The 24,157-nt window shown below is 42.4% G+C and carries 26 protein-coding genes and 2 riboswitches; of the genes, 8 read left to right on the top strand and 18 right to left on the bottom strand.

Going from position 1 to position 24,157, the window contains the following annotated elements; translation table 11 throughout:
• Nucleotides 1–15 precede the first annotated feature (15 nt).
• Complete coding sequence (locus NYE22_RS14865) at nucleotides 16–447, bottom strand: hypothetical protein (RefSeq protein WP_003245685.1); 432 nt, start codon at nucleotides 445–447, stop codon at nucleotides 16–18.
• Nucleotides 448–532: 85 nt separating this feature from the next.
• Nucleotides 533–790 (bottom strand): aspartyl-phosphate phosphatase Spo0E, encoded by a 258-nt coding sequence (gene spo0E / locus NYE22_RS14870; protein ID WP_003218598.1) that lies wholly within the window; start codon nucleotides 788–790, stop codon nucleotides 533–535.
• A 202-nt stretch (nucleotides 791–992) separates the two neighbouring features.
• On the opposite strand from spo0E, the gene NYE22_RS14875 reads away from it, so the two are divergent.
• On the top strand, nucleotides 993–1,313 hold the full coding sequence (locus tag NYE22_RS14875) for a YkvA family protein (RefSeq protein WP_003232481.1): 321 nt from the start codon (nucleotides 993–995) through the stop codon (nucleotides 1,311–1,313).
• Between the two features lie 40 nt (nucleotides 1,314–1,353).
• On the opposite strand, the gene mtnD is transcribed toward NYE22_RS14875, so the two are convergent.
• The 5 genes from mtnD to mtnE all read right to left on the bottom strand — a co-directional run bounded on the left by mtnD (nucleotide 1,354) and on the right by mtnE (nucleotide 5,833).
• Nucleotides 1,354–1,890: an acireductone dioxygenase gene (gene mtnD / locus NYE22_RS14880; protein ID WP_003232483.1), complete on the bottom strand. Its 537-nt coding sequence runs from the start codon at nucleotides 1,888–1,890 to the stop codon at nucleotides 1,354–1,356.
• A 14-nt stretch (nucleotides 1,891–1,904) separates the two neighbouring features.
• Complete coding sequence (locus NYE22_RS14885) at nucleotides 1,905–2,534, bottom strand: methylthioribulose 1-phosphate dehydratase (RefSeq protein WP_032725591.1); 630 nt, start codon at nucleotides 2,532–2,534, stop codon at nucleotides 1,905–1,907.
• Complete coding sequence (gene mtnX, locus NYE22_RS14890) at nucleotides 2,492–3,199, bottom strand: 2-hydroxy-3-keto-5-methylthiopentenyl-1-phosphate phosphatase (protein WP_003232486.1); 708 nt, start codon at nucleotides 3,197–3,199, stop codon at nucleotides 2,492–2,494. The genes NYE22_RS14885 and mtnX overlap by 43 nt, the downstream gene beginning before the upstream one ends.
• Nucleotides 3,196–4,413, bottom strand: a complete 1,218-nt coding sequence (mtnW, locus tag NYE22_RS14895) for a 2,3-diketo-5-methylthiopentyl-1-phosphate enolase (protein WP_302896937.1) — start codon at nucleotides 4,411–4,413, stop codon at nucleotides 3,196–3,198. The genes mtnX and mtnW overlap by 4 nt, the downstream gene beginning before the upstream one ends.
• An 84-nt stretch (nucleotides 4,414–4,497) precedes the next feature.
• A riboswitch (SAM riboswitch) is annotated at nucleotides 4,498–4,598 on the bottom strand.
• A 38-nt stretch (nucleotides 4,599–4,636) separates the two neighbouring features.
• On the bottom strand, nucleotides 4,637–5,833 hold the full coding sequence (mtnE, locus tag NYE22_RS14900) for a methionine-glutamine aminotransferase (RefSeq protein ID WP_041850898.1): 1,197 nt from the start codon (nucleotides 5,831–5,833) through the stop codon (nucleotides 4,637–4,639).
• 94 nt (nucleotides 5,834–5,927) lie between these two features.
• Here mtnE and NYE22_RS14905 point away from each other — a divergent pair, with 94 nt between their 5' ends.
• The 3 genes from NYE22_RS14905 to mtnA all read left to right on the top strand — a co-directional run bounded on the left by NYE22_RS14905 (nucleotide 5,928) and on the right by mtnA (nucleotide 9,302).
• Nucleotides 5,928–6,707: a carbon-nitrogen family hydrolase gene (locus tag NYE22_RS14905; protein WP_003232495.1), complete on the top strand. Its 780-nt coding sequence runs from the start codon at nucleotides 5,928–5,930 to the stop codon at nucleotides 6,705–6,707.
• Between the two features lie 83 nt (nucleotides 6,708–6,790).
• Nucleotides 6,791–6,947, top strand: a riboswitch (SAM riboswitch).
• 92 nt (nucleotides 6,948–7,039) lie between these two features.
• A complete protein-coding gene (mtnK, locus tag NYE22_RS14910) occupies nucleotides 7,040–8,233 on the top strand; it encodes an S-methyl-5-thioribose kinase (protein WP_032725589.1) in 1,194 nt (397 codons plus the stop codon).
• Nucleotides 8,234–8,240: 7 nt separating this feature from the next.
• Nucleotides 8,241–9,302, top strand: coding sequence for an S-methyl-5-thioribose-1-phosphate isomerase (mtnA, locus tag NYE22_RS14915; RefSeq protein WP_302896939.1), 1,062 nt, complete (start codon nucleotides 8,241–8,243; stop codon nucleotides 9,300–9,302).
• Nucleotides 9,303–9,335: 33 nt separating this feature from the next.
• On the opposite strand, the gene NYE22_RS14920 is transcribed toward mtnA, so the two are convergent.
• The 3 genes from NYE22_RS14920 to kinE all read right to left on the bottom strand — a co-directional run bounded on the left by NYE22_RS14920 (nucleotide 9,336) and on the right by kinE (nucleotide 12,261).
• Nucleotides 9,336–9,461: a hypothetical protein gene (locus NYE22_RS14920; protein ID WP_342411940.1), complete on the bottom strand. Its 126-nt coding sequence runs from the start codon at nucleotides 9,459–9,461 to the stop codon at nucleotides 9,336–9,338.
• An 89-nt stretch (nucleotides 9,462–9,550) separates the two neighbouring features.
• Nucleotides 9,551–10,048, bottom strand: a complete 498-nt coding sequence (gene ogt, locus NYE22_RS14925; RefSeq protein ID WP_015715780.1) for a methylated-DNA--protein-cysteine methyltransferase — start codon at nucleotides 10,046–10,048, stop codon at nucleotides 9,551–9,553.
• A complete protein-coding gene (gene kinE / locus NYE22_RS14930; protein ID WP_342411941.1) occupies nucleotides 10,045–12,261 on the bottom strand; it encodes a sporulation two-component system sensor histidine kinase KinE in 2,217 nt (738 codons plus the stop codon). The genes ogt and kinE overlap by 4 nt, the downstream gene beginning before the upstream one ends.
• A 252-nt stretch (nucleotides 12,262–12,513) precedes the next feature.
• On the opposite strand from kinE, the gene NYE22_RS14935 reads away from it, so the two are divergent.
• Complete coding sequence (locus tag NYE22_RS14935; protein ID WP_342411942.1) at nucleotides 12,514–13,536, top strand: acyltransferase family protein; 1,023 nt, start codon at nucleotides 12,514–12,516, stop codon at nucleotides 13,534–13,536.
• A gap of 41 nt (nucleotides 13,537–13,577) precedes the next feature.
• Here the strand turns inward: NYE22_RS14935 and NYE22_RS14940 are convergent, their stop codons facing one another.
• The 4 genes from NYE22_RS14940 to htpX all read right to left on the bottom strand — a co-directional run bounded on the left by NYE22_RS14940 (nucleotide 13,578) and on the right by htpX (nucleotide 16,482).
• Nucleotides 13,578–13,760, bottom strand: coding sequence for a hypothetical protein (locus NYE22_RS14940; protein ID WP_015715779.1), 183 nt, complete (start codon nucleotides 13,758–13,760; stop codon nucleotides 13,578–13,580).
• Between the two features lie 2 nt (nucleotides 13,761–13,762).
• A complete protein-coding gene (locus NYE22_RS14945; protein WP_003232510.1) occupies nucleotides 13,763–13,918 on the bottom strand; it encodes a hypothetical protein in 156 nt (51 codons plus the stop codon).
• Nucleotides 13,919–14,062: 144 nt separating this feature from the next.
• Entirely contained in the window at nucleotides 14,063–15,412 is a 1,350-nt protein-coding gene (ktrD, locus tag NYE22_RS14950; protein ID WP_342411943.1) for a Ktr system potassium transporter KtrD, read from the bottom strand.
• 173 nt (nucleotides 15,413–15,585) lie between these two features.
• Nucleotides 15,586–16,482 (bottom strand): protease HtpX, encoded by an 897-nt coding sequence (gene htpX / locus NYE22_RS14955; protein ID WP_003232513.1) that lies wholly within the window; start codon nucleotides 16,480–16,482, stop codon nucleotides 15,586–15,588.
• A gap of 170 nt (nucleotides 16,483–16,652) precedes the next feature.
• Here htpX and htpK point away from each other — a divergent pair, with 170 nt between their 5' ends.
• Both htpK and sspD read left to right on the top strand, forming a co-directional pair.
• On the top strand, nucleotides 16,653–17,354 hold the full coding sequence (gene htpK, locus NYE22_RS14960; RefSeq protein WP_021479421.1) for a transcriptional regulator HtpK: 702 nt from the start codon (nucleotides 16,653–16,655) through the stop codon (nucleotides 17,352–17,354).
• Nucleotides 17,355–17,484: 130 nt separating this feature from the next.
• Complete coding sequence (gene sspD / locus NYE22_RS14965; protein WP_003218568.1) at nucleotides 17,485–17,679, top strand: acid-soluble spore protein SspD; 195 nt, start codon at nucleotides 17,485–17,487, stop codon at nucleotides 17,677–17,679.
• Nucleotides 17,680–17,689: 10 nt separating this feature from the next.
• Here the strand turns inward: sspD and rsgI are convergent, their stop codons facing one another.
• The 4 genes from rsgI to NYE22_RS14985 all read right to left on the bottom strand — a co-directional run bounded on the left by rsgI (nucleotide 17,690) and on the right by NYE22_RS14985 (nucleotide 21,567).
• A complete protein-coding gene (gene rsgI, locus NYE22_RS14970; protein WP_032725586.1) occupies nucleotides 17,690–18,835 on the bottom strand; it encodes an anti-sigma-I factor RsgI in 1,146 nt (381 codons plus the stop codon).
• Nucleotides 18,832–19,587, bottom strand: a complete 756-nt coding sequence (sigI, locus tag NYE22_RS14975) for an RNA polymerase sigma factor SigI (RefSeq protein WP_003245855.1) — start codon at nucleotides 19,585–19,587, stop codon at nucleotides 18,832–18,834. Before sigI ends, rsgI begins: the two co-directional genes overlap by 4 nt.
• 263 nt (nucleotides 19,588–19,850) lie before the next feature.
• The gene (locus NYE22_RS14980; RefSeq protein WP_009967096.1) at nucleotides 19,851–20,825 is read right to left on the bottom strand and encodes a TerC family protein; all 975 of its coding nucleotides are present in this window, start codon (nucleotides 20,823–20,825) and stop codon (nucleotides 19,851–19,853) included.
• Between the two features lie 76 nt (nucleotides 20,826–20,901).
• Nucleotides 20,902–21,567: a DedA family protein gene (locus NYE22_RS14985; RefSeq protein WP_342411944.1), complete on the bottom strand. Its 666-nt coding sequence runs from the start codon at nucleotides 21,565–21,567 to the stop codon at nucleotides 20,902–20,904.
• A 180-nt stretch (nucleotides 21,568–21,747) separates the two neighbouring features.
• Here NYE22_RS14985 and NYE22_RS14990 point away from each other — a divergent pair, with 180 nt between their 5' ends.
• Nucleotides 21,748–24,150, top strand: coding sequence for an EAL domain-containing protein (locus NYE22_RS14990; protein WP_342411945.1), 2,403 nt, complete (start codon nucleotides 21,748–21,750; stop codon nucleotides 24,148–24,150).
• Nucleotides 24,151–24,157: the final 7 nt, after the last annotated feature.

The following is a 24,157-nucleotide window of genomic DNA, read 5'->3' on the forward strand; positions in this document are numbered from 1 at the left end:
TGTCAGGAGGGTTTTTTATCTTCGTGATCGGGCATTGCCATTCGATTTGCTTGCTGGTCTTCCAGAAAAAAGGATTTTGATGAAACGCAACAGCATTTTCAAAAGCAAAAAAAACATAAAAAATACTAAAAAACCCTTTATACCTTCCGTGGCATCTAAAAACTCCATATTCCCTCTACCCGTCACCTTTTGCTGAATCTCAATCGCAAATACGATGACAATGATGACTGTAACAGTATAGATAAAGGACAAGGCTGTCATACTCCATTTAGAAAGCCATGTAAACACAGCGTGAGTGACGCCGAAAAAGAATATGCCAAAAATGCCGATCACCCAAAAATGCATTTCTTTGTCAGTTAAATGAATGCCAAATATTCCGCATAAGGAAATAAAAGCATCATGAAATTGATTGACCATTTCGGTAATGAGAATCGCCAGTTCCTTCATTAGTTCCCTCTTTCATATGAATTTTTTCCAGAAAAAAAGAGCGCTTCCGAAAAGCTCTCTCTTTATATATGCATCTGATAGGCCGCTATTTATTTGCATCATATGCTGGCATAACATCTCTGCGGGGCCACAAGCCTAATTTCTTTACAAGGCCTTGAATCCCTTGGGAATGTTCGTTTTCTTGCATAAGCTGATGATATTCATTTATTAAACAATCCAGCTCCTGACTGTGCCTGATCGTGTCATGCCCTGTAAATCCCTGCTTTCTAGCGGCATCTATCATTAACTTTCTTTTTTCATCAATAGACACCAACAATCTTTCTTGTTCAGAAGAACCGCCCATTCACTTCACCCCTCGCCGCTAAGAAATAGGAAACAAGTTTGATTGGGTTATTGTGCATTATTACAGATTATACTTTATTTGTAAACATATTTTCATTAAATAAGTTAATTTTTCAGGTATAATAGATATATTGATAGGATTAGAAGAACAATACCCAGGTGAAGAATATCTTAAACACGCCGCCAGGCAGGAGGTATGCCCAATGAAGAAAAAGAAAGCAATAATGCTCGGAGCGGCAGGCGGAAAAGCGATTTTAAAGAGGAAAAACCGAAAAAAATGTATCCAGCACATCACTACTTTTTTTCAGATGCTTCGCGATTGGCGAAATGGCGACTACCCTCGTTCACAGGTTAAAACACTTTTGCTGTTAACTGCCGCAATCCTGTATATCGTCATGCCGCTCGATATCATTCCAGACGTAATCCTCGGTCTTGGATTCATTGACGATGCAGCTGTTTTAGGTTTGATTTGGACACTGATTAAAAAAGAACTGTCACAGTATGAAAAGTGGCGTTTGCAATAAATATAAAAAGCCCCGTTCGATGAACGGGGCTATCTCATGCTTATTGATTCACGCTGTCTTTTTCATAAATCGGAACCCAGCCTTCAGTTGTGACAAAAATTCTCACCGCGACAACTTTGCGGTCCTCCTGAAGCGTGAAGTAATGGCGGATATTCTCAGGCACGGAGATTAAATCTCCAGGGTTTAAACGGACATCAAAAAACGTGCCGTCCTTGCCTTGAATGACAAAAATACCGTGTCCGCTTACAATAAAACGAACCTCATCGTCTGTATGGTGATGCTCTCTTTTAAAGTTTTCAAGCAGTTCATCAAGTTTCGGATTGCTGTCTGACAATGAAATAACATCCTGTGCTTTATAGCCGCGGCGGGTTGAGATATCTTTAATTTCAGTTTCGAAGGTATCAAGAATTTGCTGTTTTTCTTCTTCTGTCAGGTCATATTTCTCTGAGAGATGTTCCGGAAGCTTCGTGATATCCCATTGCTCATAAATAACCTCTTGACTGTCCAAAAAGCTTGCCACTTCCTCTTGATTTTCAATCGTTGTATTTGCCTCATCATGAATTCGAATTGTAGCCATTTCAATTCCTCCTTTTATTTAACCAGCTGAGGCTGGAGTGTTTTCAATTTCAAATGGTAGCTGAACAAAAATTCATACGCTTCAAGCACTCTTTTTGCCTCAAATGCTGTTTTCCCCCAAGCCGTAATACCATGATTTCGGATCAGAACAGCTCCTGAATCTTCTGAAATCTCTTCCGCAAACAGTGCCGCAAGCGTCGGGATATGTGCCGGATTTTCTATAATCGGAACGGTCACTTCTGCGTTCTCTTCCCACAAGCCGAGTGCTTTTATAATTTCCTGGCCTTTGAATGTGATTTTCTTTTGGTCTCCGTATAACTCTGAAATCACATTATTGTTTACCGTATGGACATGCAGGCAGCATCCGGCATTGGTTTTATTGTACAAATGTGTATGCAAAAGCGTTTCTGCTGACGGTTTCAGAGAATGCCCGCTTTCAGCAGGCTCTCCGTTTTGATCGACCAGCAGAAAATCTTCAACCGTCTCTTTGCGTTTATCTTTTCCGCTTGCAGTGACGAGAAATGTTAAAGGCTCATCTGTAACCTTAATTGACAGATTACCGCTAGTAGCCGGAAACCAATCTCTCTCTGCCAATTCCCGTTTTACTTCAGCGAGCTCTCGCCAGCGTTCTTGTTTTGCAGCCATTCCTGTACCTCCTTTACATTCTCAATTTCCTTTCTGATCTCATAAAAATCTTGATACGGAAGATGATTGAGGTTTTGCTCCCGGCATTCGTTTAATAAATAATCCCTTGCAAAGCATAGGTCAGACAGCTTTGCTGCCTCCACATCTGTAACCGAATCACCGATCATGATGATATATTGGTTCGGTTCAGAAAGTTCATGGATGACCGACGGCTTACAGCACCCGCATTGATTGCTGCATGTACCCTTGCAGGAATGAGGCCAGTCAATATGGATATAGTCATTGTCAAATGAAGCATGATTGCAATAAATGCGGTCTTTCTCCACAATGCCTTCAAGCAAAGGATATACAAAAAAGTCCATTCCACCGCTTATGACATAAAACGGAATCTCGTGCTCATTGATAAATGCTACAAATTCCCGAAAGCCTTCCCTGATTTTTGCATCTTCCAATACAAAACTTGTAATCTCTTCTTTTAAACGGCTGGGCAGAAGGCCGAACATCCGCCCGACACCTTCCTTGATCGACAGCGTTTTGGAAAGTACGCCGTCTTTTAATGCCACCCACTCTGGGGGAGCAAATGTTTTCATGATATTTATAATGTTGTCGTTCATCGTGATTGTTCCGTCAAAATCACAAATAATAAAAGGTTTTCGAGTCGTCATACGGCTTCAACCTTTCCCCATTTATCTAGCGCAAGCTTAAGATCCTTGCATTGTTCGGCTTTTTCATCAATCGGCTGGGCCTCTAGGACCGCATCAATAATAGCTCTGAACGCTCGCCCCCCGCCTTGGGCACCGTTCGGATGTCCATGTACGCCTCCTCCGGCGTTAATAATGTGGTCTATGCCGAAATCACGCATTAATAGCGGAACCATGCCGGGATGAATGCCTGCTGACGGAACAGCAAATGTTTGGTTAAAAGCATCCTCTCTCACACATTCTTCATGAATCGCCAGTGCATCTGCTCTTGGAAGCGCAACCGAACCATATGGAGACGGAAAGAGGCTGAAGTCAGCACCGCAATATCGGTTTAATTTTCCGAGTAAAAGAGCGTGAGAAAAACCGTAAAACGGAGAAGACGTAAACGCTCCGCTCACTGCTGGATGCGCCATAATCGGAACTGGGATTTCAGGATCTTCTGCAAGGCCTTGCATAACGTCCAAGCCGTAAGCGAAGACATTAAACAAAAGCGCATCCGCTCCCAATTCGGCGGCGCGTCTCGCTTTGTCTTTCAGATCAGCCGTACGTCCGGTCAAATTCACCGCATACAGCGTTTTATGTCCGGTTTGCTCATACGTTTCTTTCAATATTTGCTTTCCTTCTGCAATTCTTGTTTCAAAAGGCGCTAGACCTGTCTCAAAGAAAATTTCATCGTCTTTAATCAAGTCAACTCCGCCAAGCGCCTGCTGCCGGAGCTGTTCTTTAATATCACTCAGGTCCCTTCCGATTTCGCCTTTAAATATGCTCATTAACAGCGGTCTCTCAAACTCTCCCAGCAGCTTCCGGATGCCGTATACGCCAAACTTCGGTCCCGGCAATGCACGCTTAAATGCTTCAGAGAAGTGAAGATCGATTAATTTGATTTTTCCGTCCAGGGACAGCTTGCCAAACACTGTTGTCAGCAAAGCCGGAATATCCTGAGAGAAATTGATTTCAGGATAGGCAATTGTGATGACCGCTTGTTTTTCTGATGCAGCAGTTCCCTCTCTCTCCTCAACTTTTATCACCCGCCCCTTGTGCTTTTGCATTTGCTCCTGTTTTACAAGGGGCAGATCAGTCCAGGAGCCTACTGTCAATCCTGTTGCGATTTGTTCTGCTTTCTTCTCTGTATCGGCTCCCGGTTCGGTCAGGAGATATGTCGCTAATAACTCACTCATGCCAGAGCTCCTTTCATTTTCATCCATATCAAAAAACCTCTTCAAACTGCAATCGCGTCTAAAGAGGTTTCGTTTCTCGTCCGAATCTTATCTCTCAGCCGCTAGCTGCAAGAATTAGCACCGTGCTTTATAAGTCGGTTGCCGGGCTTCATCGGGCTCGTCCCTCTGCCTGCTCTTGATAAGAAAATATAGATTTTATAAATTATTTTGAATTATCCCATCGTTATAAGGTCTTGTCAATGCTTTTTTGGGTAAACAGGTTCAGTTTGCCAATTCGATAAGCGGCTTCCTTAAGTCTTTCTTCACTTGTTAAAAGTCCGACTCTGACGTAGCCCTCGCCATATTCACCGAAGCCGTTTCCAGCCGCAACTGCCACATTCGCTTTTTCCAGCAAAAGATCTGAGAACTGCTCAGAAGTATAGCCTTCAGGCACAGGCAGCCATGCAAAAAAAGAACCTGCGGGAGCTGTTACATCCCAGCCGATTTCCCGGCATGCCGTGATCCAAGCGTTTCTCCTGCTCTCATACCTGGCATTTTGCTCTGCCACACACGTCTGATCGGCTAACAGTGCCTCTGCTGCAGCCTCCTGAGTCGCTCTGAAAAGACTGACAAACATATGGTCTTGATAAAGATTGATCGCTTCAATGACCGAAGCGTTTCCGACGGCAAAGCCAACCCGCCATCCTGCCATATTATACGTTTTTGACAGCGTGTAAATTTCAATTCCGATATCCTTCGCACCTTCAGTCTGCAAAAAGCTTAAAGGCTTGCAGCCGTCAAATCCGACAGCGCCGTAAGCAAAATCGTGAACGACGCAGATTCCGTTTTCAGTCGCAAAACGCACGGTATCTTCAAAGAACTCGGAAGTAGCAACAGCTCCGGTCGGATTATTCGGATAATTTAAATACATCAATTTCGCCTGTTTCCTTACTTCAGCGGTTATGCTGCTGTAATCAGGGAGAAACGCCCTGTCCTTTACGAGCGGCATCATTTCCATTTTTGCTTTTGCAAATGTGACACCCGACCAGTAATCAGGATAACCCGGATCGGGAACTAAAATCGTATCACCGGGATTCAACAAGCATTGCGGGAGCTCGACTAGACCGGCTTTTCCGCCGAATAATACAGCGACTTCGGTTTCCGGATCCAGATCAATGCCGTATTCTCTTTTGTAAAATGCAGCAGCCGCTGACTTCAGACGGTATGAGCCGCGAAAAGACGAATATTTATGATTCTCAGGATCAGCAACAGCTCGTTTCATCTCCTCAACAATATGTTCAGGAGTCGGCTGATCTGGATTTCCCTGTCCCAGATTGATAACGTCATGTCCTTCTGCGAGCTTTTGGTTCACTTTCTGCACCAAAGAAGCGAAGAATTGTTTAGGCAATTCCTTCAATACATGAGACTGTTCAAATTTCATCTATTCTCACCTTCTAAAAAAATCTTGAAATGATAGTCCATCATCATATATGGTTAAATGAAAAAAGTAAAGAAAAATTTGGGGTGTTAAAAAGATGAAATGGACGATATCTTGTCTTCAATTTGATATTTCATACGGAAAACCTTCGGAAAATATAAAAAAGGCTGAATTTTTCATCGAAAAAGAAAGCAAACATGCTGATGTTCTTGTTCTGCCTGAATTATGGACGACCGGATATGATCTGGCCAATCTTGATGAACTCGCTGATGAAGACGGCCGCTCCGCTCAGAGCTGGCTGAAGAAAACGGCAAAAAAACATGGTGTTCATATTGTCGCCGGATCGGTCGCTGTCAGGAAGAATTCTGATGTTTATAATACAATGTACATCGCGGATAAGGAAGGGCAAATCATTAAAGAGTACAGAAAAGCCCATCTTTTTCAGCTGATGGATGAGCATCTGTATTTATCAGCCGGTTCCGAAGACGGATACTTTGAGCTTGACGGCGTCAAAAGCTCTGGATTGATCTGTTACGATATCCGTTTTCCGGAATGGATCAGAAAACATACGACAAAAGGCGCCAACGTGCTGTTTATTTCTGCGGAATGGCCTCTTCCCCGCCTTGATCATTGGAAAAGCCTGCTTATTGCGCGAGCCATTGAAAACCAATGCTTTGTCGCAGCCTGCAATTGTACCGGTTCAAATCCGGATAATGAATTTGCAGGACATAGCCTGATTATTGATCCATGGGGGCGTGTACTTGCTGAAGGCGGCCGGGAAGAAGGCATAGTCCGAGCGGAAATCGACCTTCAAGAAAGCGCAGAAGTTCGGGAGAGCATTCCTGTTTTCGATGATATCAGAAAAGATTTATATTAAAAAATATATTGACAACTAACTAAATTACCTGTTACCATGTTCATCAACTGATAAATTAGAATTGTCAAACAAGTGAATATATTCTCTTATCGAGAGTTGGGCGAGGGATTTGGCCTTTTGACCCCAACAGCAACCGACCGTAATTCCATTGTGAAATGGGGCGCATCTTTTTCGCGCCGAGACGCTGGTCTCTTAAGGCACGGTGCTAATTCCATTCAGATCTGATCTGAGAGATAAGAGAGGCGGACATAGATGTTAAGCCTCCTTCTCTCTGAGAAGGAGGCTTTTTTACGGCCACATATTAATTAATTACATAATTGGAGGTTATGATGATGGGAGTCACAAAAACACCTTTATACGAAACGTTAAATGAAAGCTCCGCTGTGGCGTTGGCGGTGAAGCTTGGCCTATTTCCAAGCAAAAGCACGCTGACATGCCAGGAGATCGGAGACGGCAACTTAAATTACGTTTTTCATATTTATGATCAAGAACATGACAGAGCATTGATCATTAAACAGGCGGTTCCGTATGCAAAAGTGGTGGGAGAAAGCTGGCCGCTGACAATCGACCGTGCAAGAATCGAAAGCAGCGCTCTCATCCGTCAGGGCGAGCATGTGCCTCACCTGGTTCCAAGAGTGTTTTATTCTGATACGGAAATGGCGGTTACCGTCATGGAGGATCTCTCTCATCTCAAGATCGCAAGAAAAGGACTCATTGAGGGTGAAAACTATCCTCATCTGTCGCAGCACATCGGTGAATTTTTAGGAAAAACACTTTTCTACTCATCAGATTACGCGCTTGAACCTAAGGTGAAAAAACAGCTTGTTAAACAGTTTACAAATCCAGAGCTATGCGACATTACGGAAAGACTTGTTTTTACAGATCCTTTCTTCGACCATGACACAAATGATTTTGAAGAAGAGCTTCGTCCTTTTGTCGAAAAGCTTTGGAATAATGACAGCGTTAAAATCGAAGCCGCTAAGCTGAAAAAGTCATTTTTAACGTCTGCAGAAACGTTGATTCATGGTGATTTGCATACAGGAAGCATTTTCGCAAGTGAGCACGAAACAAAGGTGATTGATCCTGAGTTTGCTTTTTACGGACCGATCGGCTTTGATGTAGGGCAATTTATCGCCAACTTATTTTTGAACGCACTCAGCCGTGACGAGGCTGACAGAGAGCCGTTATATGAACATGTCAACCAGGTCTGGGAAACGTTTAAGGAGACGTTTAGTGAAGCCTGGCAGAAGGACAGTCTGGATGTTTACGCCAACATCGACGGTTACCTCACTGATACGCTCAGCCATATTTTTGAAGAAGCAATCGGATTTGCGGGCTGTGAGCTGATACGACGCACGATCGGCCTTGCCCATGTAGCTGACCTGGATACGATCGTGCCGTTTGATAAACGAATCGGCAGAAAACGCTTGGCGCTCGAAACCGGCACAGCCTTTATCGAAAAACGTTCGGAATTCAAAACGATAACAGATGTTATTGAATTATTTAAGTTACTTGTAAAGGAATGATCTATTCATGACCCATTCATTTGCTGTTCCACGTTCTGTTGAATGGAAAGAAACAGCTATTACCATTTTAAATCAGCAAAAGCTTCCTGATGAGACGGAATATTTGGAGCTGACGACGAAAGAGGATGTATTTGATGCGATTGTCACGCTCAAAGTAAGGGGCGCTCCGGCGATCGGCATTACAGCTGCCTTCGGACTGGCGCTTGCTGCCAAAGACATTGAAACAGACAATGTCACGGAATTCCGCCGCAGACTGGAAGACATCAAACAATATTTAAACAGCTCACGGCCTACCGCCATTAATTTGTCATGGGCGCTTGAGAGACTGAGTCATTCGGTCGAAAACGCGATTTCCGTAAATGAAGCAAAAACAAACCTTGTCCATGAAGCCATTCAGATTCAGGTCGAGGATGAGGAAACGTGCCGGTTGATCGGCCAAAACGCCGTGCAGCTTTTCAAAAAAGGCGACAGGATCATGACGATCTGCAATGCCGGCTCAATCGCGACAAGCCGCTATGGAACGGCGCTAGCTCCGTTTTACTTGGCCAAACAAAAAGATTTGGGATTACACATTTATGCCTGTGAAACAAGGCCTGTCCTGCAAGGTTCACGCCTTACTGCTTGGGAGCTGATGCAGGGGGGCATTGATGTCACTCTGATCACAGACAGCATGGCCGCCCATACGATGAAGGAAAAACAAATTTCCGCTGTTATCGTCGGAGCCGACCGAATTGCAAAGAACGGTGATACGGCAAATAAAATCGGCACATACGGTCTTGCTATTTTAGCAAACGCCTTTGATATTCCGTTTTTTGTCGCCGCACCTTTATCTACCTTTGATACAAAGGTCAAATGCGGCGCTGATATCCCGATAGAGGAACGAGATCCCGAGGAAGTCAGGCAGATTTCCGGAGTTCGGACCGCTCCATCCAATGTGCCTGTCTTTAATCCCGCTTTCGACATTACACCTCATGATCTCATTTCAGGAATCATCACAGAAAAAGGGATTATGACCGGAAACTATGAAGAAGAGATTGAACAGCTGTTTAGAGGAGAAAAGGTGCATTAAAAAACCGCTGGACTTTGCTCATTTGGAGCCGAGTCAGCGGTTTTTTTGTTTCTTTTTGTTAACATTGATGATTTCATCTTTTTGAGTGCTTGATAAGATATGCAGTTTCACAAACAGTTCGGCAAAAACGGCAAGTTTCTCAGAGCGGCTCGGCTTCAATTGCTTTGTCCTCCTTTTTCATCAGACCAACTTTTTTAACTTAATAAAATGATATGTCGGCCGTGAAAAAAGGGAACGTGCCATATGTTTTATTTTTCTTTATAGGAGATTCGCTCGATGTTTAGCAAAAATGCTTTGATCTCCGTTTTGCTTCCGGCGTATCCTGTTAACGCACTGTTTTTGCCGATCACTCTGTGGCACGGGACAAAAATCGGCAGGTCGTTACGTTTATTAGCCTGCCCGACAGCGCGCACCGCTTTCGGACTGCCGACAGCAGCGGCAATATCCGCATAGCTTCGGGATTCGCCATATGGAATCCTCTCCAGCGCTTGCCACACTTTTTGCTGAAAAGGAGTGCCCTTTTGGCTGAGCGGCAGGGAGAATGTCTTCCTTTCGCCTGCGAAATATTCTTGAAGCTGTTGTTTCGCTTCTGCAAGATTAGGTGTTTCCATGTGCTCAGTATTCTGAACCGTTTCTTTCCAATCCACCCAATCTTCCTGACTGAGAAATAGACGAGTGATCCGGTCCTCCTCTTCGGCAATGATAAGTTCACCGAGCGGCGTTTCGGCTGTCGTATAGTAGTTCATTCATCATTCCTTCTTTCTTCAGCATTCTGTCTGACAGGAAGCGTAATATGGAAAACGGTGCCCTTCCCTTCTTCACTTTCTACCATAATCTCGCCTTGATGTTCTTCAATAATTTTATAGCTTACCATAAGCCCAAGTCCAGTTCCCCGTTCCTTTGTCGTATAAAACGGTTCACCAAGTCGCTTTAATTTATCTTCTGTCATTCCGATTCCCTCGTCTTTTAAGGAGATTAGAACATGATCTTGATCCAATGCCTTTATCGTTACAAAAATATTTCCGCCGTCAGGCATCACTTCGATGGCGTTTTTTAATATATTGATAAAAACCTGTTTCAGCTGATTCGGTTCACAGTAAATCGGGGGAATGTCGTCAATTAAATCAAGTTGCATTTGTACATTGCTGAGATTGGCTTGCGCATTTAGAAGGTCTATCGTGTCCCTCATAATTTGGGTAACATGTTTTTCCTCATACATAATGGCCTGGGGCTTGGCTAAAATCAAGAATTCGGTGATGATGGATTCGATGCGCTTTAGTTCTGAGGTGATCACGTTGAAGTAAAGGGCGTAGTCTCCCTCGACACTCCCTTTCAGAAGCTGAATGAAGCCTTTAAGAGCAGTCATCGGATTTCTGATTTCATGAGCAATGCCTGCTGCGAGTTCGCCGACAACATGAAGGGTATCTGATTTGCGCAGGCGCTCCTCCAATTCTTTTCGCTCTGTTACGTCTTTAAAGATAGCCAAGTTCATATTTTGAATAATATTCCGTTTAAATGAGAATTCGAGTTTTCTGTTATCACCGCTGCTCAGCAAAAATGGAATTTCGTTGTCCATTTCATCAAAATTAATCTGCCTTGCCGGTGATGCCAGATTTTCTATTTCATAAGCAGAAATAATATCTAACAGGCTGTGCTGTTTGATCTCTTCATGTGACAGGCCCAAAATATGGCTTGCTAACGGGTTGGCGTCGATGATCCTGTATTGATTGTCGAACAATACATTGCCGTCCATTGAGCCGTTGAACACTTTTCTGAATTTCAGCTCGCTTTCCCGAAGCTCCTTTTCCATTCGCTTTCTGTCACTTACATTTCTTAAGATCGTCAAATGCTGATTTTCAAGGATTGTCCGTTTTGAAGTAAATTCAAACTCTTTGAATTGGCCGTTCCCCATTTGAAACAGCAGCTCTTCTCTGATCTCTCCGTATTTTGCGTATTTCCTCTTCGTTATGCTGTATTTCTGCTGCGAGTCAACGAGAAAATCACACAGCTTTCTTTTCAACAGCAAATTCATCGGCAGCTCAAAAATTTTACAGGCAGATTGATTCGCTTTTACGATTCTTCCGTCATTCGACCAGATGATGATGGCGTCCATTGCATTTTCAAAGATTTCTCTGAAGCGCTCCTCACTTTTAAAGAGCTGCAGCTCCATAGACCGCTTCTCTGTGATATCCCTCATAATGGACATATAAAAACCGCTGATGATGTTTGATGTAATCGTGAATTCAAATAGTTTTTGAACTCCTGAACGAAGCTTGACAGGCAGCTCCCCCTTCGCTTTTCCCTTGCGGTTGAGCGCCTTCCAGATATTGTCGAAATCTTTTCGTGAGCCGCTGTCTATGAACTCATACAAAGATAAATGAGACAGCTCATTATGATTGATTTCAAAGCTTTTACAAAAGGACAAATTGGCATCAATAAAACCGCCATCTTTATCAAACAGGACGATTCCGTCAACTGCTCTGTCAAACAAGTCCTTAAAAAGCTGTTCATTCATAGAGAATTCCCGCTCCAGAATCTTCTTAGAAGATATGTCCCTCATGACAACAAAAAAGAAATCCTCACCAATACCTCTTTTGGCCAGAAACTCTATGTATTTTGTTGCCCCGCAATCAAGCCTGATCGGAACCTCCTTCCACAGAAAGCCTTTTTTAAAAAACTTCTTTACGGAAAGATTCAGTTCATCCTTTGGAATGGAAAACAAAAAATCCAAAACAGAACGCTTTTTCAAATCTTCCGAGTCAACTTGAAGCATCCTTTCTGTTGCTTCATTTGCCTGAACAATCCGCATTTCGTTATCACAAATAAAAATAGCATCGAGCGTATTGTTGACAATCACTTGATGCTGATTCAATTCCTTTTTCAGTCGCGCGTTTTCTTCTTTGAGACGATTCAGTTCCTCTCGCAGCTCCGAGTTTGTCTGGACACCAAGAGTTTCCATGCATGTACACTCCTTCTTCAAAACCTATCCCTCAATATTTCTACAAAATGCGGGAACTTCCTTCATTTGCCCTATAAATTTCAGAAAATTTCAGCGCCATTACATTACGAAGACATTTTCTACGATCCTTACCGTCACTTTACATCGACCTAACAATCAGCATTTTTTTAGATTCCTTTTTCATCTTTTATTTTAAAATATGTACCAGCAGGGAATAATCTCTTAGTGATTGATGAAAGAGAAGGTGATGCTATGAGTAAATCGCGGGACAGTTATTTCGATAACGCAAAATTTTTATTAATATTCCTTGTTGTATTCGGTCATATCCTTCGTTCCTTTATTAATGATAATCATTTTATGCTCTACCTCTACAAGTTCATTTACACATTCCATATGCCTGCATTTATTCTTGTATCCGGTTATTTCGCGAAAGGCTTTAAACGGGCGGGATATGTAAAAAAGCTGGCGGTCAAGCTGATTATTCCGTATTTGATTTTCCAAATCATTTATTCCGTCTTTTATTACATTATGCAAGATGAAAGCATGGCAAATGTGAACCCGATTGATCCGCAATGGTCGTTATGGTTTCTTGTAAGCTTATTCTTTTGGAACCTGCTCCTATATCCTTTTTCAAAGCTTTCAAAACAGTGGGCGCTGTTTGTCAGCTGCGGAATCGCCGTGCTGATCGGTTATCTGGACTTTGTCAGCAGCACGCTGAGCTTGTCACGGACATTCGTATTCTTACCGATGTTCCTTGTCGGTTTTTATTTAAATAAACATCATTTTGATTTATTGAGATCAAAACGCGGCAAACAAATTGCGCTCGGAGTGCTTGCCGCAGTATTCGTCATCTGCTGGGGCATCGATTTTGACTATTCTTTTCTGTTTGGTTCAAAACCGTATTCTTCATTTGGAGACGTTACCCTGGTAAGCGGACTATCCCGAATCGGCTGGTATGTACTCGCCTTTGGGGCAACCTTCAGCTTTTTAGCGCTTGTTCCGCAAAAAAGGTATTTCTTTACCAAATGGGGAACCCGGACATTTTACGTGTATCTGCTTCACGGGTTTATTATTAAAACATTACGGCAGGTCGGGCTTGAGGATTGGCTTACTGACTATCAAAGCTTAGTGATCCTCTTGCTTTTAACAGCAGCCCTGACATCAGTCCTCTCCAGCAACTTTGTTAAGACAGTCGCTCAGCCCTTCATTGAGCTGAGGATGACCAACTTATTGCAATTTGTCAGAGGAACGGGCAAAAATGCTTATTTAAAATAGAAAAAGCACCTCTTAAGCGGACGCCGCCTAAGAGGTCTTTTTTATTTTTGTTTTTTATTTTTGTTTTTTTCTTTTTTCTTTTCAGGCTTGGTGACTTCCAGCGTTTCGATGATCTTCCCGGCATTGTAATCCCCAAGTTCACTTGAGAACTCTTCCTCCAGCACCTTTTTATTCATAGGCTTTTTATGATTTTGCATGTCTCTGCTATGACGGTTTTTCTTCACAACTACATGCCTCCCTGCTGGCCCTGTTTGGAATTGCGGTTTGCCCCTCTAAAATTGGGGTCGTCATGATATTGTGTCTTATATGAATTGGGGTCCATGCTCTCGGTAGGTGTATTGTTATTTTTAATGGCTTCATTCACTTCAGCTTTACGCTTCATACGAATCCTCCTCGCCAGTTTTCAGACATTTTAAGATGCAGGAGCGTAAATTGCACCTGTCGAAGTTAGGTTCTCCAACTGAACAGGAGGCACACATCTTTTTTTTGGCAATCAAAAAACACCGCAAAGTATGCGGTGTTTTGCCTATCCGATAATCACTCTTTCTTTCGGATAGTGATAGTTCGCTTCAATTTCCTTTCTTCCGATCAGATACAGGAAGGTTAGAATGCCGATTCGCCCGATAAACATGACAATCATAATGACGCATTTTCCAACACTGCTCAAATCTGCCGTAATTCCAAGCGACAGGCCGGTTGTACCGAATGCCGAGCACACTTCAAACAAAAGCTCCAGCAGGGAATGCTTTTCTGTAATGGTCAGAATGAGTGTCGCGCCAAAAACGAGCAGGATCGCCATCATCGTGACAACAAGCGACTTCATCAAGTCAGCAGGGTGAAGCTCCCGTTTGAATACCTTTACGGCCTTATTGCCGCGGGCAAAATGAAACAGCGCAAGAAGGTTCAAAGCAAAAGTCGTTGTCCGTATGCCTCCCCCGACTGAGCTTGGCGACGCTCCAATAAACATCAGCGCACAAATAAAAAAGAGTGTGGAATCTGATAATTGGCTGATATCGATTGTTGCCAGCCCCCCGCTTCGGGTTGCCGTTGATTGAAACAGGGACAAAAACAAAACATCATGCCATGATTTTCCTACGAACGCATGGTTTGCTTCCAGGGCAAAGATGCCAATGGCTCCAAACAAGACAAGTGAGCCGAACGTAATCGTCGTGATCTTTGTAAAAAGCGTAAATGGATAACGCCGATGCTTTGAAAACAGGAAATCCTTTACTTCAACAAGCACGGGAAATCCAATCGCTCCAAATATAATTAAAAGCATTGTAATAAACTGCACAAAGTAATCGTGGCGAAATGGAATCATCGAATTACCGGTAATATCAAATCCGCCGTTTGTCGTTGCACTGATACTGGCAAAAAATCCGTGTAAATAGGCTTCCTGATAGGAGTCATAGTAGGTTAAGAAATATGTGCCGAGTATCAGCCCGCCAAAAAATTCAATCCACAAGATCAGAAACAGTACCTGCTTCATCAGATTGACAATTCCTGAAAACTGGGATTGGTTTTGATCAACCATAATCAGCTTCCGTTCTTTCAGCCCGATTCGTTTTCCCATGATCAGCCAAATGAACGTTCCGAGCGTCATAATTCCGATTCCGCCAAATTGCAGAACAAATGCTAATATAAAAATCCCTATTGTGCTGAATGTATCAGCTGTATCAACAACTGTCAGCCCCGTTACACTGACTGAACTGACAGCTGTAAAAAGCGCATCAATAAACGTCCAATCTGCCCCCGGTTTATGGGCCGCCGGCAAACTCAGCAATATAACGGCCACAGTAACTGCAAGAAAATAATATAATGCGATCAGCTGGGCCGGTGACAAGGCCTGTATCAATTTTCCAAACTTTAATCTCATGTAAAATCCTTCTGCCTCTCTTTTTAAGTACGGTAATTATTCTAAAGATATTAGGTCCATTTTTAAAGGCTTTTACGAAACATTTTCTTAACTTGCTTATTTTTTTATGATTTTAGTCAATGGATAAAATAAAAAACCTCTGAGAATTCTCTCAGAGGAACAATGTGTTTGTATTATTTAGCTTCCAGCCGTCTGATTCGCTCATCTAAATCAGGGTGAGTAGAGAAAAGCGAAGAGCGCTTCTTGCCATTAATCTTTAACGTTTGGACAGCTGTCTGATCGTCTTCCATAATCCGGGAAGAATAGCTTTTAAGCGTCCGCAGCGCATGAATCATCTTGTCCTTGCCGGCAAGATCCGCTCCTCCCCTGTCAGCATGGAATTCACGATGGCGTGAATACGCAAACACAACCAGGCTGCCAAGTATCGAAAAGACAATCTGAAAAATAATCATTGCAATAAAATGAACGATCGGTGCTAGATCTTCTTTGACAAAACGGCTTGCTATCCAAGCGGCAATACGCGATAAAAAGACGACAAAGGTATTAACGATACCTTGTAAAAGCGTCATTGTTACCATATCACCATTTGTGATATGCGCGACCTCGTGGGCAAGCACACCTTCAACCGCTGCGTCATCCATCTGCTCCAGCAGCCCTGACGATACTGCGACAAGTGAACGGCGTTTTGACGGTCCAGTCGCAAACGCGTTTACTTCAGGTGAACGGTAAATCCCGACTTCCGGCATTTTCGTTAAACCGGCAGAGCGGCTTAATCTGTGAACACGATCAACCAATTGCTGTTCCTCATAGCTGAGCGAGTGTTTTTTCGGATTCAGCACTCTGACGCCCATCATCGTCTTTGCCATCCATCTGGACATCGCAAGAGACGTAAAGGAACCGACAAATCCAACGACTAAACTGAACACAAGAAGCGCCATTGGATCGATACCGCCATCAGCTGTAAAATACGTCCCGACTCCTGTAACAGAGCTTAAAACAGACAAAACGATCCCGATTGTTGTAAGCACCAAAATATTCGTTAGAATAAACAGAAAAATTCTTTTCGCCATAACAACCTCCGTTATTTTAAGTTCAAAAGAACCCGTATATTTAAATTATAAAACATCCATTTGAAAATGCAAGGAATTCGACGTATGATGTTAATGTAATTTGCTGACGCTTGAACTTTGAATTTATACATAGACCTATATCCGCGTCAAATTGTTTAAAGAGGTGAACAATGAACATTTTTAAACTCTCTCGAACCGATATGGTGCGGCTGCTCTATTCCCTAAAAGGACAAGGAGAACATAGCCCGCTCGACATTCTCGTCCAATCAGCGAACATGTCAGCAGAAAAAGCAGCCAATCATCTAGAAATTCCTGAATTTCTTACAAGATACGAACGAAAAAAACAGAAAAAAGAATACGGTCTTTCTACAAATGAAATCGTAGAGCTTGGCAACTTATGCGAGCTGACTTCGTTAAAGTCAACCGCGATTCAAAACTGGGTAAAGCGTGATATCAAAGATCTGATCGGACACCCTGAGCTGGGCAAAAAATACTCAGTTGAACAGGCAGTTATTCTTTTAATTGTACGTGATTTAAAATCCATTTATGACTTTGAACACATACGGGCTATTTTAAAAGTGGCCTTTAACACAATCTCAGACAGATCTGATGATGTCATCAGCCCGATTGCTTATTATGAAAGCTGCGCATATGTGCTTGATGCCATCCATCACCAAGATACTCCTTCTATGAAAGAATCCAATCTACAGGAGATCGCCGAACAGGAGACAGAGCGTCTCCGTCACCGTTTTGAAGAACTGAATGACGGCCAATGGCTTAAAATCAGACAAATTATCGCCATTACAGTTCTCTCCATTTTGACGTTCCATATTCAGGCAACCGCACATAAAATGACAGCAGACATTCTATAGTCTGCGTCACCCCGGCTCAGAGGCCGGGGTTTTATTTTTCTCCACAACAATTGCCAGCATAAATAAACCCCGTATATTTCAAACTAAATACGCGTTAAGAATTTCTTTATCGAAAAAGGAGATGAAAAAGATGGCGAGCAGAAATAAACTCGTTGTTCCAGGGGTGGAGCAGGCACTAGACCAATTTAAACTCGAAGTGGCTCAAGAATTCGGTGTGAACCTTGGTTCTGATACAGTCGCACGCGCTAACGGCTCTGTAGGCGGAGAAATGACAAAGCGGCTGGTACAGCAAGCACAATCACAATTAAATGGCACAACTAAATAAATTCAGGTCTTTATTCGCCGGGGGCACTCGGCGAATCTTCATTTTGAGCTGAATTATTATCACTGCTGTAGCCGTTTGGATTACGTCGGTCTGAAGCGTTATCCCTTCTGGACGAAGAACGGTTCTTGCCTTGTTCACCATTGTTCCAGTCCCTGTGATATTGGCTTTGACCCTTGTCAGCGCCGTTATTTTCATTTCCTTTATCTTGAGGATCTTGTATTGGGGTTTGCTCATGGTCCCCATCTTTTTCGGTATTTGTATTTTCATCTGATTCCTTTATTTTTTTATCTTTGTCACTATCATCAATCTGGTCATCCGCTTTATCTTCTTTCTGGTCTCCGGAATCCGCATCATTCAGCTGTTCATTATCTCCTTGCTTGCTGTCCTGGGTGTCAGTTTGATCGTTGTTTTCATCCTCATTTTCATCACTCTTTTGATCCTCTTCCCCGGATGGTTTGCTGGAGTCATCTTTTAAATCTTTATTGTCATTCTTTTCATTTGATTTGATGTAGCTGCCTGTTGAGACGCCTTCTTTCTTCGCTTTTTCCCTCGTTTGCATATCTGACTCGAGAGATTCCATGCGGTATGTCGTTTTATATTTTTCAGTCACATCATTCAGCTGTTTTTTCACAGCCTTTTTATATGTATTGTCTTCTGTGTTTTCATAAACAGTGGAAATCAATATTTCTTTCGATTTCTTTACATACCCGTGTTCACTGCAGTCGGTTATAATATCGTCAATCACCTTTTTAAAATCAGTCTTCTCCCAATCATCTATATCATTCACGACTTTCTGTCCCTCATCGTTTAGAGGCGTCAGTTCAATCACTTCATAATCGCTGTTTAACGCCATTTCGACGCTTGGATTGATATCGATTGTCATATACGCATAGGCCTTATTATTAGAAAAAACGGGGAGAACTATAAAAATAAAGAGCATAATAGCAGTCATCGTAAAAATCCCCATTTTGAAAGGGCGCAGTTTAAAAAAATCAAAAAAGCTGGCCCTTCTGCCCATGCGTGTTTCACTCGGAAGCATGATTTCTTCTCCGATTTCATAGCTGTGTCGATCATTTTTGGCTTTTAAAAATTGTCCGTCAGGGGTCAGCAACGTGACGAATTTTTTATTTTTCTCTACTATAATCCCTCTTCTCATGAGTGCAGCACCCCTTTAAGATAATCTTTTAAATAAATATAATCACCCGTAATGATAATACACATCGCAATAATATATTTTCTGTTTCTCTCAATCGTTTTTCGGCTTACAGAGACAAGCTGTTCAAGCTGTTTGACCGGAAGCTGCTTCTTTGTATACAGGATAGCGGCCAATTCTTCATGTTCAACAAGCGTCATTGCCACCTTTATGGCGTTTTGCCTTGCATCCGTGTGCTTTGGAGAATTTTCAAGCAGTTCTTTAAACGATAAACCATAATCCTTGAGCTGCTTTTGAAAATAGAGGATTTCCTCCCGCCTCTGCTCCTGTTCAATCTGACGGCGGTATTCATCTATGGAAAGCTCGGCTTCAATCAGGCTTTGTGATGACTCCTGATCGTCTCCTTCCTGTAAATCGATATTTATATTTTGTGCGCTTCTGGCTTCTTTTCTAATGTAATCAATGACTTTTCTTTTTATAATAAGCTCAGCAAATGCGAGCAGAGAATTTCCTTTTTCAGGTGAATATTTTTCTATAGCTTCATTAAACGCGATCAGTCCAATACTGAACTCATCGTCTTTTTCATCTATATATCGTTTACAAACGGATGAAACCGTCTTTGCGATAAATGGCTTATATTGCTGTATTAATTCATTTTGCAGATCTTTATTGCCTTTTTGTATACTCTCAACAGCTTTTTCAAGTGTTTGCTTCTTTTTTCCCAATTTAAACAAAAGGCTAAGCACTGGTTTCACCTCAGTTCCTCCCTATAACTACTCATTAATGATAGCTAATTTGATAGGGATTCGCAAAGGAGAAAAAGAAATATTGATTTCCAATGTCTCAATTATGACAAACCATTCTGACGTCCTATACATGATTTCGTGCCTTTCTAAAGAATTAAGGGGGTTTTATGCGTGTTTTTTGTAACAAAGATGTTATAAAAATGTTATTTTATTTCGCTTATGAAAACGCTTCAAACACAAAAAGACTCTGCTTTTAAGCAGAGTCTTTCAGATTACGCCCGTTCACGGGTGCTGTTTTTTTGTTCGTTTTGTGCGCCCTCCGGCTGTTTTTTCCCACCTGACATAAACCAGCCGCAAACCGCGATTGCTGCTAAGACACCCCAGAATATCAGCTTCCATGTTCCAGAATGGATAAAGTGCTCAGAAACAACCGCTATGTCGCGATGGGCAAGCGTATATAAAGCAAGCTTCACTCCGACCCAGCCGACAATCACAAAGGCTGCTGTTTCTAGGCTTGGACGTTCCTTTAATAACTTCACAAACATGGAAGCCGCAAACCGCATGATCACCAGTCCGATGATACCGCCGGCCAAAATGACGAGAAATTGTCCTCCGTCAAGTCCGCCGATCTTCGGGAGTGATGTCCCAGGAAGTGTAACCGCCAGCGCTACTGCTGCTAAGATGGAATCAACAGCAAACGCGATATCTGCCAGTTCAACTTTTAAAACAGTCGGCCAAAAACCGCTTTGCTTCGTCTCTTTATGTGTGTCTTCTTTCTTAAATACATATCTTTTCAATAAGTGGCTTGCTGAGATATACAGCAAATAGATCGCGCCAATCGCTTGAACCTGCCATACGTTGACCAAAAATGAAATGGCGAATAAAGAGCCAAATCGCAGAACAAAAGCCCCTGCCAATCCATAAAATAACGCTTTTTTTCTTTTTTCCTCCGGCAAATGTTTTACCATTACCGCCATAACCAGCGCGTTATCGGCGGCTAAAATCCCTTCCAGCCCGATCAAGACGAGAAGAACCCAACCATACTCTAATAATAATGCTGCATCCATAAATGATACCCTCCCAAAAAAGTTGTTTTCTTTCTCTTCATCCGATCTTATGCCGGCCGGACCATGCAAAAAAGACCTTTGCCGACATAAGGCAAAGGTCTTGCTAGACATGAATTCAGGCATGCCAACAAAGCCGATGGATACAATCCATGAAATGACGACTTTGTTTCCGGAATACATTCCGGACGCTACTCCCCTTTGGGATTTCAAGAAATATGATTTTATACGTCAATGATATGCGCAGCGCAATGATTTGTCAACGTTTATTTTTCAAAAATACAGATAATTGTTCGGAGTGCGTGCGTTTCTTCCTCTTTTTCATCAGTAAGTAGAGCAGGAAAAGCACCAAAATGGCTATCCCGATCGGAAGCATATATTGATCAAGAATAGAGCCGACTTCCTTCCAATTTTCACCGAGCTTCACACCGAGATAAACATATACAAATGTAATCGGAAGCATAGCAATGAATGTATAAAGCGAAAACACCCAAACATTCATTTTTGCAATTCCGCACGGTATGGAAATCAATGTCCTGATGCCAGGCAAGAAACGGCCGCTGAAGGCGACAAAGCCTCCATGTTTTTTGAAAAATTCATCTGACTTATCAAGCGCTTCAGGTTTAATAAAGAGATACTTCCCAAAACGTTCAAGAAACGGCCTTCCTCCGTACCGGCCTATCCAATACAGCGTAAGCGGACCGGCCACTCCCCCAAGCGATCCTGCCAAAACAACGCCGGCAAGTGTCATATCGCCTTTAGATACCCAATAGCCCGCAAGCGGCAAGACGACTTCGGCCGGGATAAACTCAATACTGAGCGCTAGAAATATTCCAAAATAAGATAAGCTTTTAAATGCTTCTATCCATGACATAACCAGCTCTTCGATAGCCACCAACTCCCTTGTTTCATGTTTATGTATCATACATTTTTGTTTTTTTGGAAAACGTCAAGATGATTTTAACACATTTTTCACGGTCAGTTGAACTAAAAATAGATCTCCCTCGTATTTCTATCGTTTTGAAGGCTGAAACTCTGCGGTTAAGCAGCCGATAATAAAGAGAGTCAACAAGACTGGAACACACGATACGGGGGGAATCTCCATTTGGAAATACACGTTACATATAATACGACGCTCATATGTTTATCTTTTCTTATCGCCTGTACCGCCTCGTATATTTCCCTTGAACTTTCAAGGAAAGTCACCATCAATACAGGCTTAAAAAGTAAAATTTGGCTGATCGGCGGCTCACTTATTATGGGATTCGGTATTTGGTCAATGCATTTTGTAGGGATGATGGCGGTCCATATGGAAATGCCGATGGAATATGAATTCATGCCTTTAATGGCAGCCATTGGCGCATCTGTTTCGGGATCATTTGTGTCATTATATTTTGTCAGCCGGCACATTCTTACATATTACAGACTGCTTACCGGATCAGTTGTGCTTGGCGCATCTATTGCTTCTATGCACTATATCGGAATGTCTGCCATTTCCCGGGTAATGATTATTTACGAACCGATTTTATTTACAGTTTCAATTATCATTGCGATTGCAGCCTCTTTCGTCTCGTTAAAAATATTCTTTGACTTGGCCGTGAAAAAACATTCTGAGCATCTTATATTCTATAAAGTCGTCAGTTCAATTGTAATGGGCATTGGGATTTCGGGCATGCACTACACAGGGATGCTTGCGGCAACTTTCCATAAGGACATGGCTCCGCCCGGAAGCCATATGGAGGTGCAAACGTTTCATTGGTCAATTTTTGTTACTTTAATTATTTTTTGTATCCAAACGTTATTGTTATTCAGTTCCCATGCAGATCGAAAGTTTATTAAACAGAGCGAACGCATAAAAGATAACGAACAGCGATTTCAGTCTTTAATCGTCCACAATATTGATGCAATCTTTATTTTATCATTAGAAGGAGACATAATATCTTCCAATCACGCTGGTGAGGAAATGATCAGCAAATTTGGCTTCAGCATGCATGACTGGAGGAATTACACATCACAGAAGATTAAGCGCCTTTTTGAGCAAGTTAAAAAAGATAAACAAGCGATGAACAGCGATAGCGATCTTATCACTGAAAAAGGCCAGTTTCACTTAAATATTACGCTTATACCTGTTGAGGTCAATCAGGAACTAGACAGCATTTATGTCATTTGCAAAGACATGACGAAGCAGTACAAAGCAGAAAAAGAAATCCATAGAATGGCTCATTATGATTCGCTTACAGACTTACCTAACAGAAGACATGCCATCTCTCATCTAACAAAGGTACTGAATCGCGAGCATACCTTGCATTATAACACCGTTGTTTTCTTTCTCGACTTAAACCGGTTTAAAGTGATTAACGATGCATTAGGGCATAATGTCGGCGATCAACTGCTTCAGTTTGCGGCTAAACGTTTGTCATCTGTAGTCCCTGATAACGGATTTATCGCCCGTCTTGGCGGTGATGAATTTATTATTATATTAACAGACGCCAATACAGGAACAGGCGAAGCAGATGTTTTAGCAAGAAAAATTATCCAAAAATTCAAAAAACCTTTCAAGATTCAAGATCACACCCTTGTCACATCTGTCAGTATCGGGATTGCGATATCTCCAAAAGACGGGACTGATGGCCTTGAATTGATGAAAAAGGCTGATATGGCGATGTATGCGGCTAAAGAACGAAACAAAAGCAAATACAGATACTATTCTTTTTCAATTGGCAACAAAGAAACCGTCAAGCTTAACCAAGAGATGGTACTCAGAGAAGCAATCGAAAACGATAGATTTGTCTTGCATTATCAGCCGCAATTCAGTGTAAAAAAACAAAAAATGACAGGAGCAGAAGCACTGATACGCCTTGTGACACCAGACGGGCAACTGCGTCCGCCCGGAGAATTCATCGGTGTCGCAGAAGAAACGGGACTTATTATTGATATCGGAAAGTGGATTATAGATGAAGCATGCAAGCAGGCAAGGATTTGGCACGACAAAGGCTATGATCTTTCTGTCGCCATTAATATTTCCGCCAGACAGTTCCAATCCGAAGATCTGATTCCCCTCATCAAGGATACGCTTAATAAATACCAGCTTCCTCCGCAGCTTCTTGAAGTGGAGGTGACGGAAAGCATGACAATGGACAATCTCGATCACTCCAAAAAGGTTTTGTCATCCCTTACAGAATTAGGAATCAGAATCAGTATTGACGATTTCGGTACTGGTCACAGCTCCCTTAGCTATTTGAAGGACTTCCCGATTCACAGGCTGAAGATTGACAAATCATTTATTGACGATATTCAGACCCATCCTAAATCAGAGCAAATTACCGGAGCTATTATTGCCATGGGGCATCAGCTGTCTTTGCAGGTGATTGCCGAAGGTGTGGAAAATGCAGCTCAAAAGCAGCTTCTATATGAAAAAGGCTGCGACCATTTGCAGGGCTTCTTTTTCAGCAGGCCAATACCTCCGGAACAATTCGAACAATTCATTATTGAACAGCCGTCGCAATAACAGCGCC

The organism is Bacillus sp. FSL K6-1560 (assembly GCF_038592935.1).
GTDB lineage: Bacteria > Bacillota > Bacilli > Bacillales > Bacillaceae > Bacillus > Bacillus subtilis.

What these genes read in the sequence shown, in the direction of transcription:
- htpX (WP_003232513.1), bottom strand. Translation starts at nt 16,482, where the DNA reads ATGGCGAAAAGAATTTTTCTGTTTATTCTAACGAATATTTTGGTGCTT.
- NYE22_RS14875 (WP_003232481.1), top strand. Translation starts at nt 993, where the DNA reads ATGAAGAAAAAGAAAGCAATAATGCTCGGAGCGGCAGGCGGAAAAGCG.
- spo0E (WP_003218598.1), bottom strand. Translation starts at nt 790, where the DNA reads ATGGGCGGTTCTTCTGAACAAGAAAGATTGTTGGTGTCTATTGATGAA.
- NYE22_RS14935 (WP_342411942.1), top strand. Translation starts at nt 12,514, where the DNA reads ATGAGTAAATCGCGGGACAGTTATTTCGATAACGCAAAATTTTTATTA.
- mtnD (WP_003232483.1), bottom strand. Translation starts at nt 1,890, where the DNA reads ATGGCTACAATTCGAATTCATGATGAGGCAAATACAACGATTGAAAAT.
- NYE22_RS14905 (WP_003232495.1), top strand. Translation starts at nt 5,928, where the DNA reads ATGAAATGGACGATATCTTGTCTTCAATTTGATATTTCATACGGAAAA.
- NYE22_RS14945 (WP_003232510.1), bottom strand. Translation starts at nt 13,918, where the DNA reads ATGAAGCGTAAAGCTGAAGTGAATGAAGCCATTAAAAATAACAATACA.
- NYE22_RS14980 (WP_009967096.1), bottom strand. Translation starts at nt 20,825, where the DNA reads ATGTATTCCGGAAACAAAGTCGTCATTTCATGGATTGTATCCATCGGC.
- rsgI (WP_032725586.1), bottom strand. Translation starts at nt 18,835, where the DNA reads ATGAGAAGAGGGATTATAGTAGAGAAAAATAAAAAATTCGTCACGTTG.
- htpK (WP_021479421.1), top strand. Translation starts at nt 16,653, where the DNA reads ATGAACATTTTTAAACTCTCTCGAACCGATATGGTGCGGCTGCTCTAT.
- NYE22_RS14865 (WP_003245685.1), bottom strand. Translation starts at nt 447, where the DNA reads ATGAAGGAACTGGCGATTCTCATTACCGAAATGGTCAATCAATTTCAT.
- ogt (WP_015715780.1), bottom strand. Translation starts at nt 10,048, where the DNA reads ATGAACTACTATACGACAGCCGAAACGCCGCTCGGTGAACTTATCATT.
- sspD (WP_003218568.1), top strand. Translation starts at nt 17,485, where the DNA reads ATGGCGAGCAGAAATAAACTCGTTGTTCCAGGGGTGGAGCAGGCACTA.
- mtnK (WP_032725589.1), top strand. Translation starts at nt 7,040, where the DNA reads ATGGGAGTCACAAAAACACCTTTATACGAAACGTTAAATGAAAGCTCC.
- ktrD (WP_342411943.1), bottom strand. Translation starts at nt 15,412, where the DNA reads ATGAGATTAAAGTTTGGAAAATTGATACAGGCCTTGTCACCGGCCCAG.
- mtnA (WP_302896939.1), top strand. Translation starts at nt 8,241, where the DNA reads ATGACCCATTCATTTGCTGTTCCACGTTCTGTTGAATGGAAAGAAACA.
- NYE22_RS14985 (WP_342411944.1), bottom strand. Translation starts at nt 21,567, where the DNA reads ATGATACATAAACATGAAACAAGGGAGTTGGTGGCTATCGAAGAGCTG.
- mtnW (WP_302896937.1), bottom strand. Translation starts at nt 4,413, where the DNA reads ATGAGTGAGTTATTAGCGACATATCTCCTGACCGAACCGGGAGCCGAT.
- NYE22_RS14885 (WP_032725591.1), bottom strand. Translation starts at nt 2,534, where the DNA reads ATGGCTGCAAAACAAGAACGCTGGCGAGAGCTCGCTGAAGTAAAACGG.
- kinE (WP_342411941.1), bottom strand. Translation starts at nt 12,261, where the DNA reads ATGGAAACTCTTGGTGTCCAGACAAACTCGGAGCTGCGAGAGGAACTG.
- mtnX (WP_003232486.1), bottom strand. Translation starts at nt 3,199, where the DNA reads ATGACGACTCGAAAACCTTTTATTATTTGTGATTTTGACGGAACAATC.
- mtnE (WP_041850898.1), bottom strand. Translation starts at nt 5,833, where the DNA reads ATGAAATTTGAACAGTCTCATGTATTGAAGGAATTGCCTAAACAATTC.